At 37.4% G+C, this 16229-nt stretch carries 16 protein-coding genes; 4 read left to right on the forward strand and 12 right to left on the reverse strand.

Annotated elements, in window-relative coordinates; all coding sequences use genetic code 11:
* Window positions 1-118: 118 nt before the first annotated feature.
* Entirely contained in the window at window positions 119-2749 is a 2631-nt protein-coding gene (locus ACY2RU_RS08360) for a M36 family metallopeptidase (RefSeq protein ID WP_490137984.1), read from the reverse strand.
* A 164-nt stretch (window positions 2750-2913) separates the two neighbouring features.
* On the opposite strand from ACY2RU_RS08360, the gene ACY2RU_RS08365 reads away from it, so the two are divergent.
* Together ACY2RU_RS08365 and ACY2RU_RS08370 are read left to right on the forward strand one after the other, a co-directional pair.
* Window positions 2914-3447, forward strand: a complete 534-nt coding sequence (locus tag ACY2RU_RS08365) for an RNA polymerase sigma factor (protein WP_490137985.1) — start codon at window positions 2914-2916, stop codon at window positions 3445-3447.
* 3 nt (window positions 3448-3450) lie between these two features.
* A complete protein-coding gene (locus ACY2RU_RS08370; RefSeq protein WP_490137986.1) occupies window positions 3451-4248 on the forward strand; it encodes an anti-sigma factor in 798 nt (265 codons plus the stop codon).
* A 318-nt stretch (window positions 4249-4566) separates the two neighbouring features.
* Here the strand turns inward: ACY2RU_RS08370 and ACY2RU_RS08375 are convergent, their stop codons facing one another.
* The 3 genes from ACY2RU_RS08375 to ACY2RU_RS08385 all read right to left on the reverse strand — a co-directional run bounded on the left by ACY2RU_RS08375 (window position 4567) and on the right by ACY2RU_RS08385 (window position 7381).
* Window positions 4567-5850 carry a tetratricopeptide repeat protein gene (locus ACY2RU_RS08375; protein WP_490137987.1) on the reverse strand — a complete coding sequence of 428 codons (1284 nt, stop codon included), beginning with the start codon at window positions 5848-5850 and terminating at the stop codon, window positions 4567-4569.
* A 94-nt stretch (window positions 5851-5944) separates the two neighbouring features.
* Window positions 5945-6634: a hypothetical protein gene (locus ACY2RU_RS08380; protein WP_490137988.1), complete on the reverse strand. Its 690-nt coding sequence runs from the start codon at window positions 6632-6634 to the stop codon at window positions 5945-5947.
* A 27-nt stretch (window positions 6635-6661) separates the two neighbouring features.
* Complete coding sequence (locus tag ACY2RU_RS08385) at window positions 6662-7381, reverse strand: DUF4331 family protein (protein WP_490137989.1); 720 nt, start codon at window positions 7379-7381, stop codon at window positions 6662-6664.
* Between the two features lie 157 nt (window positions 7382-7538).
* Between ACY2RU_RS08385 and ACY2RU_RS08390 the strand changes: the two genes are divergently transcribed.
* Together ACY2RU_RS08390 and ACY2RU_RS08395 are read left to right on the forward strand one after the other, a co-directional pair.
* Window positions 7539-8750, forward strand: coding sequence for an LETM1-related biofilm-associated protein (locus ACY2RU_RS08390; protein ID WP_490137990.1), 1212 nt, complete (start codon window positions 7539-7541; stop codon window positions 8748-8750).
* Window positions 8751-8870: 120 nt separating this feature from the next.
* Window positions 8871-9314, forward strand: a complete 444-nt coding sequence (locus ACY2RU_RS08395; RefSeq protein WP_490137991.1) for a hypothetical protein — start codon at window positions 8871-8873, stop codon at window positions 9312-9314.
* A gap of 4 nt (window positions 9315-9318) precedes the next feature.
* Here the strand turns inward: ACY2RU_RS08395 and ACY2RU_RS08400 are convergent, their stop codons facing one another.
* The 8 genes from ACY2RU_RS08400 to ACY2RU_RS08435 form a co-directional block, all read right to left on the reverse strand.
* Window positions 9319-10074, reverse strand: a complete 756-nt coding sequence (locus ACY2RU_RS08400) for a LytR/AlgR family response regulator transcription factor (RefSeq protein ID WP_490137992.1) — start codon at window positions 10072-10074, stop codon at window positions 9319-9321.
* 10 nt (window positions 10075-10084) lie between these two features.
* Window positions 10085-10408 carry a 2TM domain-containing protein gene (locus ACY2RU_RS08405; RefSeq protein WP_490137993.1) on the reverse strand — a complete coding sequence of 108 codons (324 nt, stop codon included), beginning with the start codon at window positions 10406-10408 and terminating at the stop codon, window positions 10085-10087.
* A gap of 2 nt (window positions 10409-10410) precedes the next feature.
* A complete protein-coding gene (locus tag ACY2RU_RS08410; RefSeq protein ID WP_490137994.1) occupies window positions 10411-10770 on the reverse strand; it encodes a 2TM domain-containing protein in 360 nt (119 codons plus the stop codon).
* Entirely contained in the window at window positions 10758-11066 is a 309-nt protein-coding gene (locus ACY2RU_RS08415) for a 2TM domain-containing protein (protein WP_490137995.1), read from the reverse strand. Before ACY2RU_RS08415 ends, ACY2RU_RS08410 begins: the two co-directional genes overlap by 13 nt.
* 99 nt (window positions 11067-11165) lie before the next feature.
* The gene (locus tag ACY2RU_RS08420) at window positions 11166-12497 is read right to left on the reverse strand and encodes a 2TM domain-containing protein (protein ID WP_490137996.1); all 1332 of its coding nucleotides are present in this window, start codon (window positions 12495-12497) and stop codon (window positions 11166-11168) included.
* Window position 12498: 1 nt separating this feature from the next.
* Complete coding sequence (locus ACY2RU_RS08425; RefSeq protein WP_490137997.1) at window positions 12499-13128, reverse strand: hypothetical protein; 630 nt, start codon at window positions 13126-13128, stop codon at window positions 12499-12501.
* A gap of 108 nt (window positions 13129-13236) precedes the next feature.
* On the reverse strand, window positions 13237-13650 hold the full coding sequence (locus tag ACY2RU_RS08430; RefSeq protein WP_490137998.1) for a DUF2141 domain-containing protein: 414 nt from the start codon (window positions 13648-13650) through the stop codon (window positions 13237-13239).
* Between the two features lie 232 nt (window positions 13651-13882).
* The gene (locus tag ACY2RU_RS08435; protein WP_490137999.1) at window positions 13883-16054 is read right to left on the reverse strand and encodes a TonB-dependent receptor; all 2172 of its coding nucleotides are present in this window, start codon (window positions 16052-16054) and stop codon (window positions 13883-13885) included.
* Window positions 16055-16229: the final 175 nt, after the last annotated feature.

A 16229-nucleotide genomic window follows, 5' to 3' on the forward strand; every position in this document is an offset into this window, starting at 1 on the left:
GAGTAAAGTAAGTAAAAAATATTCAAAAAAAAAATACGCTACTCTCATTATCAACTAATTAAACCAAATCGCTTAATTTAGGGTAATTTGAAAGCTCAAAAAGTTTAAAAAGTACGGATCATTTTTTTACAAAACGTCTTACGGCATCTGATGATGGTGTCTGTATAAGCGCAAAATAGAGTCCGTCAGCCAACTCCCCAATAGCAATCTCTGTCAATTCTAAAGGTCCTCCAACCGGTATTGTTTTAATCAATCTTCCCTGAACATCAAACAAGCGTATGCGATCAATATTTAGCAAGGTTTTGTTGGTAACAAACAATGCAGCGGACGTGGGATTTGGATATAAATGAAAGGTATCTGAATCTTCTAGTTGGTCTTTATCCAATACATTGATTAAAAATTGACAGCTATATGAATTACCTGCAACATCTGTTGCGCTCATGGTAATATAATTTTTGCCCAGCACTAATGTTTCTCCTGGTAGTGGGTTTTGAATAAATTCAAGATCTGGATCACATTCATCGTTATAATCAATAAGATATGCATACGATTCAACTAATACCTGTCCGTTATCTGGCATTTCAATTTCTTGAGGATGCGGACAAGCAAAAACAGGGTCTGAATCATCTAGCGTTAAATATAATTGTGTGGTGTCACTGGAAGCTACAGTACAATCTCCATCGAAAACCTCGTATATAACCTCGTGTGTTCCCACACTTAAATTTTCTAAATTTAGATCAAAACTCAAACCATTTCCATGATCCACAACCCCTAGCCCACTATAACGACCGCCCACAGGCTTTCCTCCAGAAAGATTGGGGTATGTCACGGTTGGGTTAAAGCAAAAGGAAAATGTATTATCAAACTGCGCATATGGTGTAGGCATATCAAAAGACTCATAATTATCATGAATATTTGTCACGCTACCTTGGTGTGCATTAACACCTAATCCTCTTTTAGCAAAAGCTTTCCACAAGGCGCAATTATTTCGTCCGTTATAAATTGCCTCATCCGCCCGAAACATGGCGTCTCTCGCATCAACAAATCCGGGTTGGCATGGCTGAAATTTTAGTGCTTCTGTAACTAATGCAAGAGCCATAATATTTCCTGCATCTTCTTCATAATTACCGGTGAAGGATGATAAATCGCTATTATATCCATGCGCATTAATGAGTTCCCAAGTAATCTCCCAAAGTATATTGCCCCACACTGCCCCCACCCCATGCGGTACAGTCGCTAAATCAATGGAAGCATATGTTTGTGGGTTTACCGCTATGTCAGTGCTAAACGGATAATCTCTAATCCCGGGTCCATCAATGCCTTGATCGTAAAAGTATTTGCCAATCTGTTTCGGTTTGTCCTCTGTGTCTGTTGCTTTCATCGTTAACATCGCCGCATACCAATCTGCAATTCCTTCGGTAGGACGTTCGGCATTATAAGAGCACGTTCGGGAAGCTGGACCTCCCGTAAGTCGCCCGTAGATTCCGTGGCCATATTCATGGATAACTACTGTACTATCAAAAACACCATCTCGATCCCTACATATATTGAGTCTCATAACGCTACGTGTGCCATCACGACCAAAACTTAACGAAGCATTACACCGATCGGGATCATACTGTGCTATGCCCTGTATACGATCATTTGGTTCCCCCTGATCTATTGGATTATTTTGCTGAAAATTCCCAGAATCTTCATTAAAGCCATAATGATACAAAATATCGTGCGTCCTATTCAGAAGATAAAATAAATTGGTAGCTGACGCCGATTCGTAACGCATTTGCTCGCTAACATATCCATTCCAATCATATCCTGTAAAGTTAAATTCGGCACCGCCATCTGGTCTAAAACCATTCTCTTCCACCATTGAAACAATTGCATTATTACCTTCTGTAGTTCTGTTTAGCTGATTGTCTACTTGATGCCAACCAACATATGAAGCTTCTGGATCCATGGGGCTTTCAATAATTTGACGATCGCTTTCATACGGGCTTTCGAAAGGCAACGGAATCACTTCATAACAATTTGAACAACTCGTCTCGCCTGAATGTTGGCCATTTTCTTTAAAATAAGACTGTGGCTGGGGAAATATTGCTACCGAACTATCTTCAATTTGATTTGAAAAACATGCATGTTTCCATGAAATACGTTCCAAGAGATTGCCAGAATTTGCATCCATCAAAACGGTCCAGCCGTCTCCTGACTGTTTCTCTTGAATATCAAATTGCCATGATAATTGGAGTTTTTCGTCGGAAGTCTTAAAATATACCAATTGGGAAGATACATCTTCAAAGGCGCCACTAGCATCTTTCCAAATGCGTTCTCCTTTTTTTACTTCTTCTGAAATATCACTAAAACCAGTATTTGTATAGGAAGAAACACTCGAAACCGCTTTTAGAAGAGCTGTTCTTTCCGAAATCCCCGGATGGGCAGAAACGGCTTGCTTTTTGTTTTGATCTGTTAAGAAATGATTTTGTGCAGATACAAGTCGGCCATCACCATTAATATGCAGCGAAGATTCAGTTCCAACGACTGTTAATCCATTTATGGTTTCAGATAAATAAATATGTAAGATACCTGTGGGCGCACTTTTATAGGCACTGCTAATTATGAACGATTGTTCATCGCCAAGTATCTTGGCATCCCTAACGTGTGACTCAAAAATCTTGAATGGGTTAGATCTATCTTGCTGTCCCGAGACACTTCCGAAGAAAAAACCAAAAAATAAACACATGAAAAATAATCTCATTGTAATGGTTTAAGTTGATTAAAAAAATGCCGGTGAGTGCAAAATGCACTAGTAAGTTACAAAAAAAAGATTAGTTCCTTTGTGTTATTTAAATTAGTGAATTCATTATTTGATATTTGGCAAATGTTATACCTTAGTTCAAAATCTAAGAAACTGTATTAATTATGGAGCAACCAAATGACCTAATCATCAAAATGCAAAATGGTGATGAAAGGGCCTTTTCTATTTTATATGATAATTATTCAGAAGCTTTATATGGAATTATATATAGCATTGTGTTGAACGAAGATGTAGCCCAAGAGGTATTGCAAGACGTTTTTATAAAGATTTGGGATAAATCTAAAAATTATGATATCAACAAGGGGCGATTCTTTACTTGGATTCTCAATATTGCTCGCAATAAAGCTATCGACTTTACTAGATCAAAGGCTAGTAAGAATGCTAAAAAAAACTTAGAGGCTGCAAATTTCGTACATATATTGGAGTCTAATGATAATCTAGAAAACAAGACAAACGGCATCGGACTCAAAAAATTGATAGACGCGCTTAAACCTGCGTGTATAAAAATAATAGACCTCCTATACTTTAAAGGTTTTACGCAAGTAGATGCTGCAACAGAATTGGATATACCTTTAGGTACGTTAAAAACAAGAAATAGAAATTGCATCAACGATTTAAGAGGAATGGTATTAAATTAAAATATGACCACAGAAGAATTAATATTATCGGGACAGCTAGAACTGTATGTAACGGGTTCATTACCTCCAGAAGAGGCTGATGAAGTAGAACAGGCTATAAACAAGCATCCTGAAGTAAAAAGAGAAGTAGAAAAGATTGAAGCAACACTACTTCATCTAGCGAAAGCAGTCGCTCCAGGAACACTGCCCGTTCGATTATGGGCGTATGTAACAGGGGCTGTTCGCGGTGTGCGAGGCTTAGACACTACACAAACAAAAGCTACAAATTGGGCTTCTATGATAGGTTGGGCCGCTGCGATCCTATGTTTCGGGGGAATTTTCTGGATGTTAAAGCAAAATAACGGACTTCAAGATACCATTCAGTATACAACAACACAGAACACGATATTAAAAAAGCAGAAAGAAAATGCACAAAATGATCTTGAAAGTGCGAACGCGATGCTATCAGTATTACGTTCAAAAGATTATAACGTGTATACATTGCCAGGAAATCAAGCGGTTGCTCCAAATGCATTTGCGAAAGTCTACTATAACAAGGAAGAACAAATTGCTTATATCGATACCAATGGGCTACCTGAAGTCCCAAGAGATAAAGTCTATCAAGTATGGTCTTTAATCATGGAACCTCTTACACCGAGAAGTGTAGGTCTTATAGAAGCTGTTTCTGAAGTAGAAAACGGAATCTTTCGCTTTGAAAATGTACCCGACCCTGAAGCATTTGGCATTACCCTTGAGCCTGCCGGCGGCAGCGAAGGACCAACTCTTTCTCAATTGTATACTTTAGGAACTGTAGGCCAATAAATAAACACCAACCACTAGTTCATACTTGAAGGGTAGAGTTCTTATAACAAAAGATACTTTACCCTTTTTTCTTTGCTTTTTCCTTGTCTAGACAAGGCTCTTAGACTTCTCACAATACAAATGATTGGCAATTGTTACTTTATACTTGAAAAATTAAAATCAAAAAAAAAAAAGCGCCCTAACCACAGGGCGCTTCAACTAACAAAAAACTCTGAAAAACTGGTCATACCAGCGATTGATTTTGTACTTGAGAACTTATTCCAAAATCAATCTTCTTATTCTATATACGTAAGGCAAACGCGAACGGTTTTCTAATTATTAGAGATTTTTTATTTTAGACAGCATAACAGGACCTAATTCAAATCCAGCCTCCATTAGCTCTTCTTTCAGTGCTTCCACTTTGGTTGGCATGTTATTGGCTTTATAGACCAACGCGCTATAATACTGAGCCATGGGCTCAAAAGTCTTTCCTTCCACATGTTGCTCTATGGTTTTTAATGCAGCTTCCTTATCATTATTCTGAAGTTGTGCATATGCTAACAATTTATATGTTTCGGGTGTTGCTCTATTACTAACTTCTTTTTGAGCTAACGCAAGTGCTTTTTTAGGATCTGATTCGGCATAAAGTTCTATAAGATAGGTATTATACATGTTTCCGTAATTACCTTCGTTTACTGCTTTAGTAAAGGATTGTTGCATTTTCTTTACTTCGGAAGAGTTTTCGTCAAATTCAGCCATTTCGGCCTTTAATAAATAATAATCAGGAAGTTTATGATTTACCATAAGCGAATCTAATAGCCGATTAGCTTCAGTGGTATTTCCTTCTTCGGAATACAAGATCCAAGCGATTCCCTTTATTGAATAGGCATTTTCAGGATCTAATTCGAGCGTTTTTAAATAATGAGTATAAGCATCATCAATTCGGCCAGCATGTCCATAAAAATCTGCTATATTACTATATGTCCAAATTTTTAACGGTTTGCTGTCTCGTGATTCGGCAATGGCCATGGCTTGCTCTAAATATTTAATGGCGGCATCTAGATTTCCTTTATGGTCGCTCCATTTTGCCAAACGAATTAAATAATTATAGTCGCTGTTATTTTTTAATTTTCCTAAGAACTCATCTGCTTTATCATATTCTCCAAGCTCCATATAGACATCAAAAAGCATATATTCGGTAGATCGTTTGTGAGAAACACCAGCGTAGGCTTTTTCTAGAACTTCTTTTGCTTCTTTAAAGCGGTGTTGCGAAATATAATTATGCGCAAGTGCTCTGGTATAACCATCCGAATTAGTATAAGAAAACTCGATCCCTTTTTTGTACAGCTTTTCGGCATCGTGAAGATATGATGCCTTCCCTGTAGCGACAAACATTTTTTCATAGGCTCCACCAAGGGGTGCTAAATTTCCAACACCAGTACTATCTGGAGTAAGGCGTTCTGACCAGAATTCTTTTTCGTTCAGCGCACTTTTGTACGTTTCATTTGACGCAGTAGTTAAGTATTGATCGTATTGTGCCTTGTTTGTAATAGGTTCTTTTTTTTCTTCAGAACAAGAAATAAGAACAAATAGTATGCTAATAAATAGTATGGGTTTTATCATGGCTCTTTTTCAGAAATAAATAAATTAACAGCAAATGTTATAAAACAAGAAAAGAGCAAATTCATGCCCTTTTCTTTAATTTTTCTTGTAAAAACTATTGGTTTGGAGCTTCCAAATAAGGAAAAGCACCTACGATACGATCTCCAAAATCAACACCATCGCTGGTAAGTTGTGGCGTCCCGTTGTTACCGTCAAAACGATCTCCGTTCATACCACCAAACATTAGGGTAAGGGATACATCGATCACATCATCTGGAATTCCACGACCTGTTAAAGCTACTCCTGTATCTCCGTCATAATAGACTGTTTGTCCCGTTGGAGAAACCTGCAAAGCATCAAAGTTGGCTAATACCGTTGTAAAGGTCGCTGCATCTAATCCTAAGATATTTGTTTCGTAATCGATATCAACACCTAAAGCATCACCATAAACATCGTGATATAACTCTAATTGATCCTGAAATCCTTGTTGGAAAGAAGCACGATCACTTGTAGCTGTTACGTTGTATGAGTTCTTAATTTCATTGGTCGCACCAAATACAGTATTAATACCGGGGCGTCCCATTACGTCTTCTTGTACCCAGTTTCCTGAGAAATCGACTGCCACTGCACAAGGTTCGCATTCAGTACCACCACAATCTATACCTTCTTCGTCACCGTTTTTAACGCCGTCTTCACAAGTTACCAAGTCGATTACATTTCCATTGTCATCATCATCACCACAAGCTACCAAGAAAAGAGAGGCACAAACAGCAACAACTAGTATATTGAATTTATATATTTTCATTTTTTTGTATTTTTTTAATTGATCTTATTATTGCTTTCTCTTTGTTGCTACCCACATATTATATGAATTTGGCAGTGCCCCCGGAGGAAATAATCCCGCAGTGACAGCAATATGTTCTGGTGCAGTACCTAGAAGGGAATTTGGCACTTCAACTACAAGCGCTAGAACATTTAAGTTCTCAAAGAAATCTGTTGCTTCGCCTGGAGGTAAAAACCCTTCCGGAGCTACCGCTCCGCTTGCAACCATATTAAATCGTTCAAAATCAAAGAAAAACGCATCCCTACGCGGTCCGGCATAAAATTTAATACCGTTCTCGGTAGTGATTTCAAGATCATCTGAAGTAGATATTTTCACTACACTTGGAGTTTGTTGCGTATCTATAGTACTTGTAAGTCCAGCAGCTGCTTTCATATAAGGACCGAAGAAATACATAGAGTCTCCACGACGAACCGCCTGAATAACAAGATCTTCTATAAAGTCGCCAGTATTATCGATGTTAAATTCAATCATGACGTCTTCATCAAATGCTGCTGTATTGGTTTGCTCGCCTGGCATTAATGGACCTTGCGTTGTTGCAATCAGTACAGTATTACTAGGATCATCCCCTTGAAACGCGTAAAAATCGGCAATGTCTGATGTTTGGCCAGCTACCGATGGAGCATCTACGTGATCTGCAGCGATCAAGAATACAGATAGCACTGCTATACCGATTCCGCCAATGGCTGCAAAAAGTTTTGTTTTTTTCATAATTGAATTTGTTTCTTATTAATTAATTTTACTTCTTATTATAACATCTACGACGAAAATACTCCTATGGTTTTTTTTGATGAGTTAATAGTATGTTAATCTAAATAAAACACCTTTACTTGATGCTAACCTATTTATCTATATATTACCTCATCGCATGAACCCATCGGCATCAGATTGGATATCTAAATTCCTCGATCTTTATTCAGAGGATCACCTCTTTAAACACTTTGACGACGCAGCACAACTCTATGAAGCATTGCGCAGCGCTGGTTTCGCCTATGGCTTATCTCAACAATCTATTCTTGGCAACAATATTAGCAGCTTAAAACTAACCAAAGACGAATTTACGAAGGTTAATCTTTTCCATGCGTTATTGTATACCTATTATAAACATAAAAAAAATCCCAGTATTGTTGATGGAATAAATGAATGCATAAAATTCTACAAGTCGTTGGACAAAGGTAAAACAGGTTTTCTAAAAAAATTGTCCTTTTCTCAAAAACCTACCCACATCTTAGAACAAATTATGTCGGCTAGGCTATATGAGACCAATCATATCCTTAGAAAAAACACAATTTCTATTTTTACCTATGCATTTTTATATATTGACATTCTCGCTTTTGATCATTGGCTAAAACATCCTAAGACGGTAAAGTTATATGCTTCGGAAATGGAAAGCAGTACGATTACTTGTTGTTATCTCGCTTTAAAATCGAAAGCAAAAAAAAATAAGTACGATCGGCTTCTTATCGAACTCTTTGAATCGTCTTCCAATTATCTTATTGAATCTTCCGAAGTAAACCAGCTACTCTCTTTAAAGAGTATCTCTTACCTTAGTCATCGCTCTAGACTGGAAAAACAATTTATTCTTGACCTTTGTTGTATTGCAGTTTGGGATGATCACACCATGGATGAAAGCGAATTGCTATTCTTGAAAGAAATGAGTGCTATTTTAGTTATTTCTGAAGAAGATCTTGCGCTTAGTATCAATCAGCTATTGGTTTTTTCTGAAAAGAACACCAAAAAAGTTAGCCTCTTTGAATACGCAAATCCAGTAAAACAATTTTATAAGCAATCTACAGCAACGGTGAAATTATTAATTCTTCGGAATAAAAATCGTCTGCTCAAAGAGTTAGATGAGAGTGGAGAATTGGTTGTGTTGTTAGGGCAATCTGCCATTAGAGAACTTTCTGAAGAAGAGAAGGACAAAGTTAAAAATCAGTTGCTCGATATTTGTAAAACCATTCCGTCATTAACTATCTTTCTTTTGCCGGGAGGAACTATTTTACTTCCACTACTCGTTAAGTTTATCCCTAAACTATTGCCCTCTGCCTTTGATGAAAACAGAGTAAAGAAAAAGGGCTAGACGTTATTTGTCTCGCGACGGCTGTCGCCTATTTATAAAATTTAGGATAACTCGCTTTCGGTCTATTAAAAAACATTCCATATCTTTATGATTATCAAACGAATACACAAATAAAGACACATGAATGACCAGGAATTAGGTGAAGCCCGGCAACGAGCACGCATGCGAAATTTGGAAAATGTACCAGGCACCAATGAACGCAACTCAAGTTATGTAAAGCCTAGTACGCCTAGTTATACCGCACCAAACTACAAAAGCTCTAATGGTAGTTCAAACAATAATACACAGCAAACGCGGGCTTCAAGAAACGGTGGACGAACTACAACGAAGTCGGTGTCAAATGCTAGAAATAATACGAATTCAGCACGGACAATTATTACAATCGCTTGTGTTTTGGCCGCTGCGTATTATGCCACCATTTGGCAAGAAGAGGAACAAAACTTAATTATAACGGGTATTGCAGCTGCAGTAGCTGGTTTTATAGGTTATAAATTATACCGTGTTATAGGGGTTGTCCTTTTTTGTATCGCTGGGTATTATATCTATCAATGGCTCGAAGCCTAATACGCTATTCTAGCCACGTTTTAAAATCTTTGACCCTTTCCCGCGCAACAATTACCTCGTGATCTTTATAACTATTGAGTTTTAATTGCAAACGCGAATTGGTGTAACTGATAATGTCTTTAATGGCATTGATATTTATATAATACTTTCGGCTGATTCTAAAGAATGTTTTAGGCGATAATTCTTCTTCGAGTTGTTCTAGGGTAGTGTCTAAAAGATAGTCTCGTCCTTCAACAGTATGAGCATAAGTACCTTTATTTTCAGAATAGAAACACTCAATTTCGTCTACCGAGATCATTTTTATATGCTGACCTATTTTGGTAGTAAAACGCTTTTTATACTCGCGTTCCAAAGGATTGGTAAGTAACTTCTTAATATCCTCAAAATTAAGCTGCACATTCGTTTCTTGCGGTTTTAGTTTTTTATACTTTGTAACAGCTGTCGCGAGTTCTTCTTCGTCAATAGGCTTTAACAAATAATCAATACTATTGAGTTTAAAGGCCTGTAGCGCATATTCATCAAAAGCTGTGGTAAAAATAATGGCACTTTTAACATCAACAACATCAAAGATCTCAAAGGAGAGTCCGTCACTCAATTGAATATCTAAAAAAATAAGGTCGGGATGTGGATTATTTTGAAACCATTCAACAGATTCTTCCACGCTATGCAACATTTTATTTGCGTTGACATCTTGTTTTTCCAGCATACGCTGAAGGCGTCTTGCCGATGGTTTTTCGTCTTCAATAATGAGTACGTTCATGATTTGGTTGTTACTTATTATTTGGTTCGTTTTCTTGGCGCTCTATAAATTGTTGGATCTTTCGTTCTTCCCATTTTCGTATGGGAGTTATATTATATCCAAAGGTCTTCAGCCCATGAAAAAGCAAGGCAATACCCCAAAAGATCGGTGTTGTAAAATATCCCCAATGCGGCATATAGAGTGCGTCTAGGCTACCATTAAAAACGCCCATAGCATTTAATAATAACAGGGTATTAATGATTAAATAGATCGTTAGATGTGAATAAAATCCTTTGATCTGTGCAACTCGTTTTTTAGCTAATTCGTATTTGGTTTGTTCTGTTGGACTCATCATCGCTAATCTTCTTTATTTTTTTGATCTTCTTTGTTCATGTATTCTTTTATTTTTCGCTCTTCCCACTTTTTTAGGAAATTAAATTTTTCGTGAAATACAAAAACACCGTGTAATAGCAAGCCTATGCCCCAGAGAAAGGGTGTGAATAAGGCGTTCCATGTGAGCCAACGTTCAAAGCCAATCTCAAAAGGCGCATCACTGACTAAAGGAATGATAAAAAACCGAAGCACTAAAAGCATAAAATTTATGATAATATAAGCGCGTAGGTGCGTATAAAATTTCTTTATCTTTTCTACGCGTTGTTGCGCGCGTTCGTATTTTGACCGATTTTGATCTTGCATGACGTTGGTTAAAATTTCCATGTCTCCTCGTTTTTATCCTCTTCCTCCATAAACTCTTTTAGTTTACGCTCTTCCCAGCCTTTACTTACAAAAGGATTCCAGTCAAACGCTTTTGCGGCTTGAAAGACCAGGCCTATGCCCCATCCGAAAGCTGCCCAAAGAAACCAAGGATAACTCCAACCTGTAGTATAATAATTGACCCCTGCCAAAAAACCAATGAAAATTACATATGCCATGAGACCTGTGTAAAACTTTTTCATTTCACGAACCCGTTCTTGCGCTCTGTAGTACTTATTGTCTTTGTTTGGTGTTTCCATGATGCTGTGTTTTTAAATTCCTTATAAAAGTACTTCGGAAGCGTTAATTTTAAAAAAGTGAGAGACTCAATTGTCGATTTATACTTCCGAATTGTAAGGCTAGTCTTCCTTGTCCATCAATTCCCTAATTTTTCGCTGCTCCCAATCTTTTCCGAAGAAAGGATTCCAATTGAAAGTGTCGGCGGCATGACCTGCAACCCCAAAACCCCAACCTGCAATAGGGAAGATAGCCCAGGGGAAATTCGCATTTGAAATATAGTTTAGGTAAATAAAAATAGGCACAAAAATAAGGTAGATAGTAAAATGCACATAAAAGCCCTTTAACTTTTCTACATGTTCCTTAGCGTTTGCGTATCGCTTTTCTGAAATATATTGATCTTGTGTATTCATGGTCATTGTTTCTTTAGTGAGCATGGGGATGGCAATACTAAATTCTTTATCAGATTGCTGAATCATCACAGCTCGATTTGTAATTAATTTATAACGTTGGGTAATATTTTGAAGCCCCACACCACTACTCTTTCTAACTACTTGTTTAGGCTGCAAATTATTGGTGACCCGAAGCATCCCATTATCTTCGGAAATGGTTATATGCAATTTTTTGGTAGGTGTGACCATATTGTGCTTTACCGCGTTTTCAAGTAACAACTGAAGCGACAACGGAACTACCTTTGCTTCTTCATTGCTGATGTTTTCTGAAATCGTAAAAACAATACTATCTTCAAAGCGCAACTGAATAAGCGACATATACAGTTTTGCAAATTTCAATTCTTCGGCAACGGTCACCAGATCCTTATTTTTTTGTTCCAAAACATATCGATACACTTTAGACAATGCTGTAGTAAAACGTGTTGCTGCCTCCGGATTCTCTTCAATTAAGCTGGTAAGTACATTCAGACTATTAAATAGAAAATGCGGATCTAATTGATTTTTTAACGCGTCAAATTTCGCCGATGCCGTTCCCGCAATAAGTTTCTGCTCTTTTACTTTATTCTCTTGGGTATGACGATAATAAAAAACAGAATAAAATATACTATTTACCACCATGGAGATCACAAAAGAAATAGTGTAATATTCACTTTTCTGATTGGCTAAAAAGTAGGCAACCGACTGACCATTGACTCCCACTGAAATAACAAAGTGAATGATAAATAATGTTGCCAGTGTAATGCTAACGCCTCCTACAAAACCTTTAAAAAGATTTTTCTTTGTAAATAATTCACCCTTGTACTTCCGAAGCAAATACATGATCAATCCGGCATTCGCCAAATAGAGCGAAACTGCGTACAGCTGATTGTATCCAAAATCTTTAAGAACTCCTATAACACTATTGTAGGTATAACCATTAAGGTATCGAACCACACCTAGTACTAAAAACACTAGGGTTCCTACAAAAAATGCCTTTAAAAATTCTTTCAACAATCTATTCATCTTATTCTTTTTTACAGCTCTCCGCTAATACTTGCTGCGCACGTTCTAGTCCGCCACGTGGATGGAATGGCGTCTCAGGCTCGAAGCTTGCAAACAATTCAATTGCGTGTTCAATGTCTTTACAATAAGGTTCTGTAGGTTTTCCCCAAAACTTGGCGCTTCCCATATCCCACTCTGCTTTTCCTAATGCAACTCTGGGATTGTTTGGAGCAATGGCAGCTGCCCTTTGGTAGATCTCAGCAACTTTTCCAGCATAGGTCATTCCGTATTTCTGACCATCAAACGCGATCCAAGCTGTGTATAATTGCGCTTCTACAACCAATAACTCTGGATTCTCTTTAGAAATAGCTGATGCATCATTTAAAAAGTCACGGGCTTTTTGAAGTTGTGCGGTTAATTTAGCTTCGTCTTTTTCACCAAAACTATAAACTACATTGATCTGTGCTGCATAATAAGAAGGCAACCAATTATCAGGTTCAGCCTGTGCTATGCGCTCAAAGAGATTGGCTGCTTCCCATGGCTGATTGTTTTTCCATAAGTCAAAAGCTTTGCTCATACCTTTTTCAAAATTACCTTGTGCAATTGCAAGTGTAGAAAAAAGAAGCGTACAAATAAAAATGATCTGTTTCATAAGGTGGGTTTTAATGGTTAGAATGATACCACTCACTAAAAGTAGCATTTTGAGAGTAAAACAAAAATTATAAGTGGGTTAACTTTATTGGTATTGAAGTTTGCTGATCTAAAACTTGATCTCAACGTTTTTTACTTCGCCGTTACTAACCTCAAATTTCGCGTCAGACCATTTTGGGGGTCCAAACATCCCCGTAGCGCCATTGGAACAAGCATAAGGCTCTTTTGGGAAAAATCCCATATACATGTCAAATTTATTGTTGTCATTTTCATCATGATAGCATGAAATTGCATACGTGCCATCTGGAATATCGGTAAAAACTACAGATGCCTTTTTTCCAGAGATCGTTGCGCTATCAAATTTGTAGCCTTGTTCAAGGAAATCTCCTTCCGAATTATACAACCCTATTTTGACGGTTCCGTTGTCACTTTTAAAATTATTCATGGAAACTTCAACAGTATTTTGTGCTTGCATGATCACGCCAGTAAGCAAAATGGTTAAGTAAGTGAGTACAGTATTCATAGTTGAAAATTTTTAAGAGTTAATACGTTTTTATTGATAGGTCAAAGATGCTGCGAAACCAGAACTCTTGAAATTGTGTTTTACTGAAATGTAGATTTAAATGGATGAATTGTAACAGGGCGAGATAGGCGAATGATGGATGATGGATGATGGATGAAAATGGAATATGGAATATAATTTTTTACGTTACATTCCATTCTTCCTCTTTCAAGCATTCTATTCCATGTATCTTCTATAAATTATCCAACTGGTTATCAGTTCCATCATCGCTGATGGTCCAAAAGAAGCCCACAAAGAAAAATTGATCGGCTGCTGGTCGTAGCGCTCTGCGGTTAAAAGTACCTGAAGCGTCTGGCGCATTCGCATATTGGTAGCCATTGATATTCTGAAAGCCCAACACATTATTTACAGAAAAATACAAGATCTGCTGTTGGCTAATTAAATAGGCCCAATTCAGACTTAATCCATTATAATCGTTTGTTTTTTCCTGAAGAAACCCAGAACGGTTTGGATTGGTATAGGTACGCCCTGAAGCATATTGATAACTCATTCCTACTTGACTCTTCCAATCGGTGATCCAGTATTTTGCCACTACCGAAACATTATGTGTATTGGCGAACGATGGCGTTGCTTCGGAAGGATAATTGCGATACTTTCTTTGACTGTCTAAAAACGAATAACTCAACCAATAATCTACATTTTTTATACTGGTATTATCGCGCCAAAACAGATCGATTCCTTGTGCATAACCATCCCCTTCATTTCCGAAGTTGCTTTCAAACGAAGCTTCTTCGGTATCAAAAGTGATCAAGTTATTGTATTCCTTGCGATACGCTTCTGCTCTAAAAATTCTATTGTTATGGCTGTACTGATAGTTCATGATGTAATGCTGTGTCTTTCTAGCCGAAAGATCTTGATCAAACTTTAGCACTTCACTGTTAGGCTGTTGGTAAAAGTCGCCGTAAGCCACTGACAACTGACTCTTCTTCCCTGTTTTGTATGCAACACTTACACGTGGTGAAACCGTTAGCTCATCAAACAATTCACTATACGATGTCCGAAGCCCTAGCTTTACGGCAAACTTTCTACTAAAAATAAGGTCGCTCTCAGCAAAGGCTGCGGTAATATTATTATTAAAACCATAGGTTCCTGTAAAAAATTCACTTCCAAGGTCTTCAGAAAAATCTGTAAGAAATTGCTCAACCCCAAACGCAAGTTTTACCCGACTACTAAACCGTTTTTTGAATTTTAGCTTTAGATGGGCCGAGTTTTCGGTGTCGGCAATTGAAGTATCTGTAAGTCCGATGTCCGTTTTTGCAATGGTATAACTTCCACCACCAAAGATCTTCCATGTATCACTTAGATCACCGTCATAGCTTACATTGGTGTAAAAATTATTGTTTTTAAGTTTAATATCTACTCCTTCGGGTACATTAATATCTTCTTGCGTCAATTCAAAATTAGTGGTGTCGAAAGCACCATATACCTTCAATATTCCGTTGTCGAATTGTCTTCTAAAAACACTCTCTCCTGCGATGGCCTCAAAAGGCTTTTCCCAATCATTTCGTCCTGGAAATACGGCGATATAAGGCGCTAGATTGATATAAGAAGTATTAACACTCAACGAGCTTTTTTCCCACTTCTGAGTATTTCCAATACCTCCACCAACGCTCATTACGGCTATTTCAGTTTTTTCTTGATCTGGTGAATCGATCGTATTTAAAAGTAATACAGACGATAATGCTTCTCCATATTCTGCGCTATACCCTCCGGTTGAAAAAGTTATTCCATCGAAAAGAAACGGGCTGTATCTTCCACGTGTAGGAATATTGTTTGTTGTTGGCGTATAAGGCGTAAACACGCGAATTCCATCGATAAAAATTTGAGTTTCACCGGCATCACCTCCCCGAACAAATAAGCGTCCATCTTCGGCCACAGTACTAGTTCCTGGTAGTGTTTGCAAAGCACCAACAAAATCACCTAATGCACTCGCCGTTGTCACAACGTCTAGCGGTTTTAATACTGAAACCTTGCTGTTATCGCCTGCTTCAAAAGTACCTGCCGAAATAACAACCGTATCTAAGGAGTTGACATCTTCACGTAATACAATAGAAAGATTAGCTAGTTCTGCAACATCTGCTATCTTTCGGTAGGTTTCAAAAGATAAAAATGAGATCACTAAGGTTTGTGTTCCTATTTCCGAAGTAGTAAAAGAAAATCTGCCATCTTCAGACGAAGTAGCACCGTCATAAGTTCCCTCTAAGTAGACATTAGCGCCTAATATAGGTGTGCCGTTTGCTTCGGTGACAGTTCCGTTGATTGTGGTTTGAGCTATAAGAACATAACTAAACAAAAGTAAGAATAAGGTGATTTTTAGTGTTTTGGTTTGAAAGAAAAGAATCATGATGATGAATTTTTAAGTTGAAACAAAGATGTGATGTCTTTGTGTTTTTTCAGAAAAAAACAAACTGAATTGTCTATTTTTAATGCTCAACTGTAATTTGAAAAATAGTTTCATTTTCTGTTATCTTTAGACAAAACCAATCAAATATAACATGCTAAGACCTTTGTTTATGTAT

The organism is Ulvibacter sp. 2305UL32-6 (assembly GCF_058148545.1).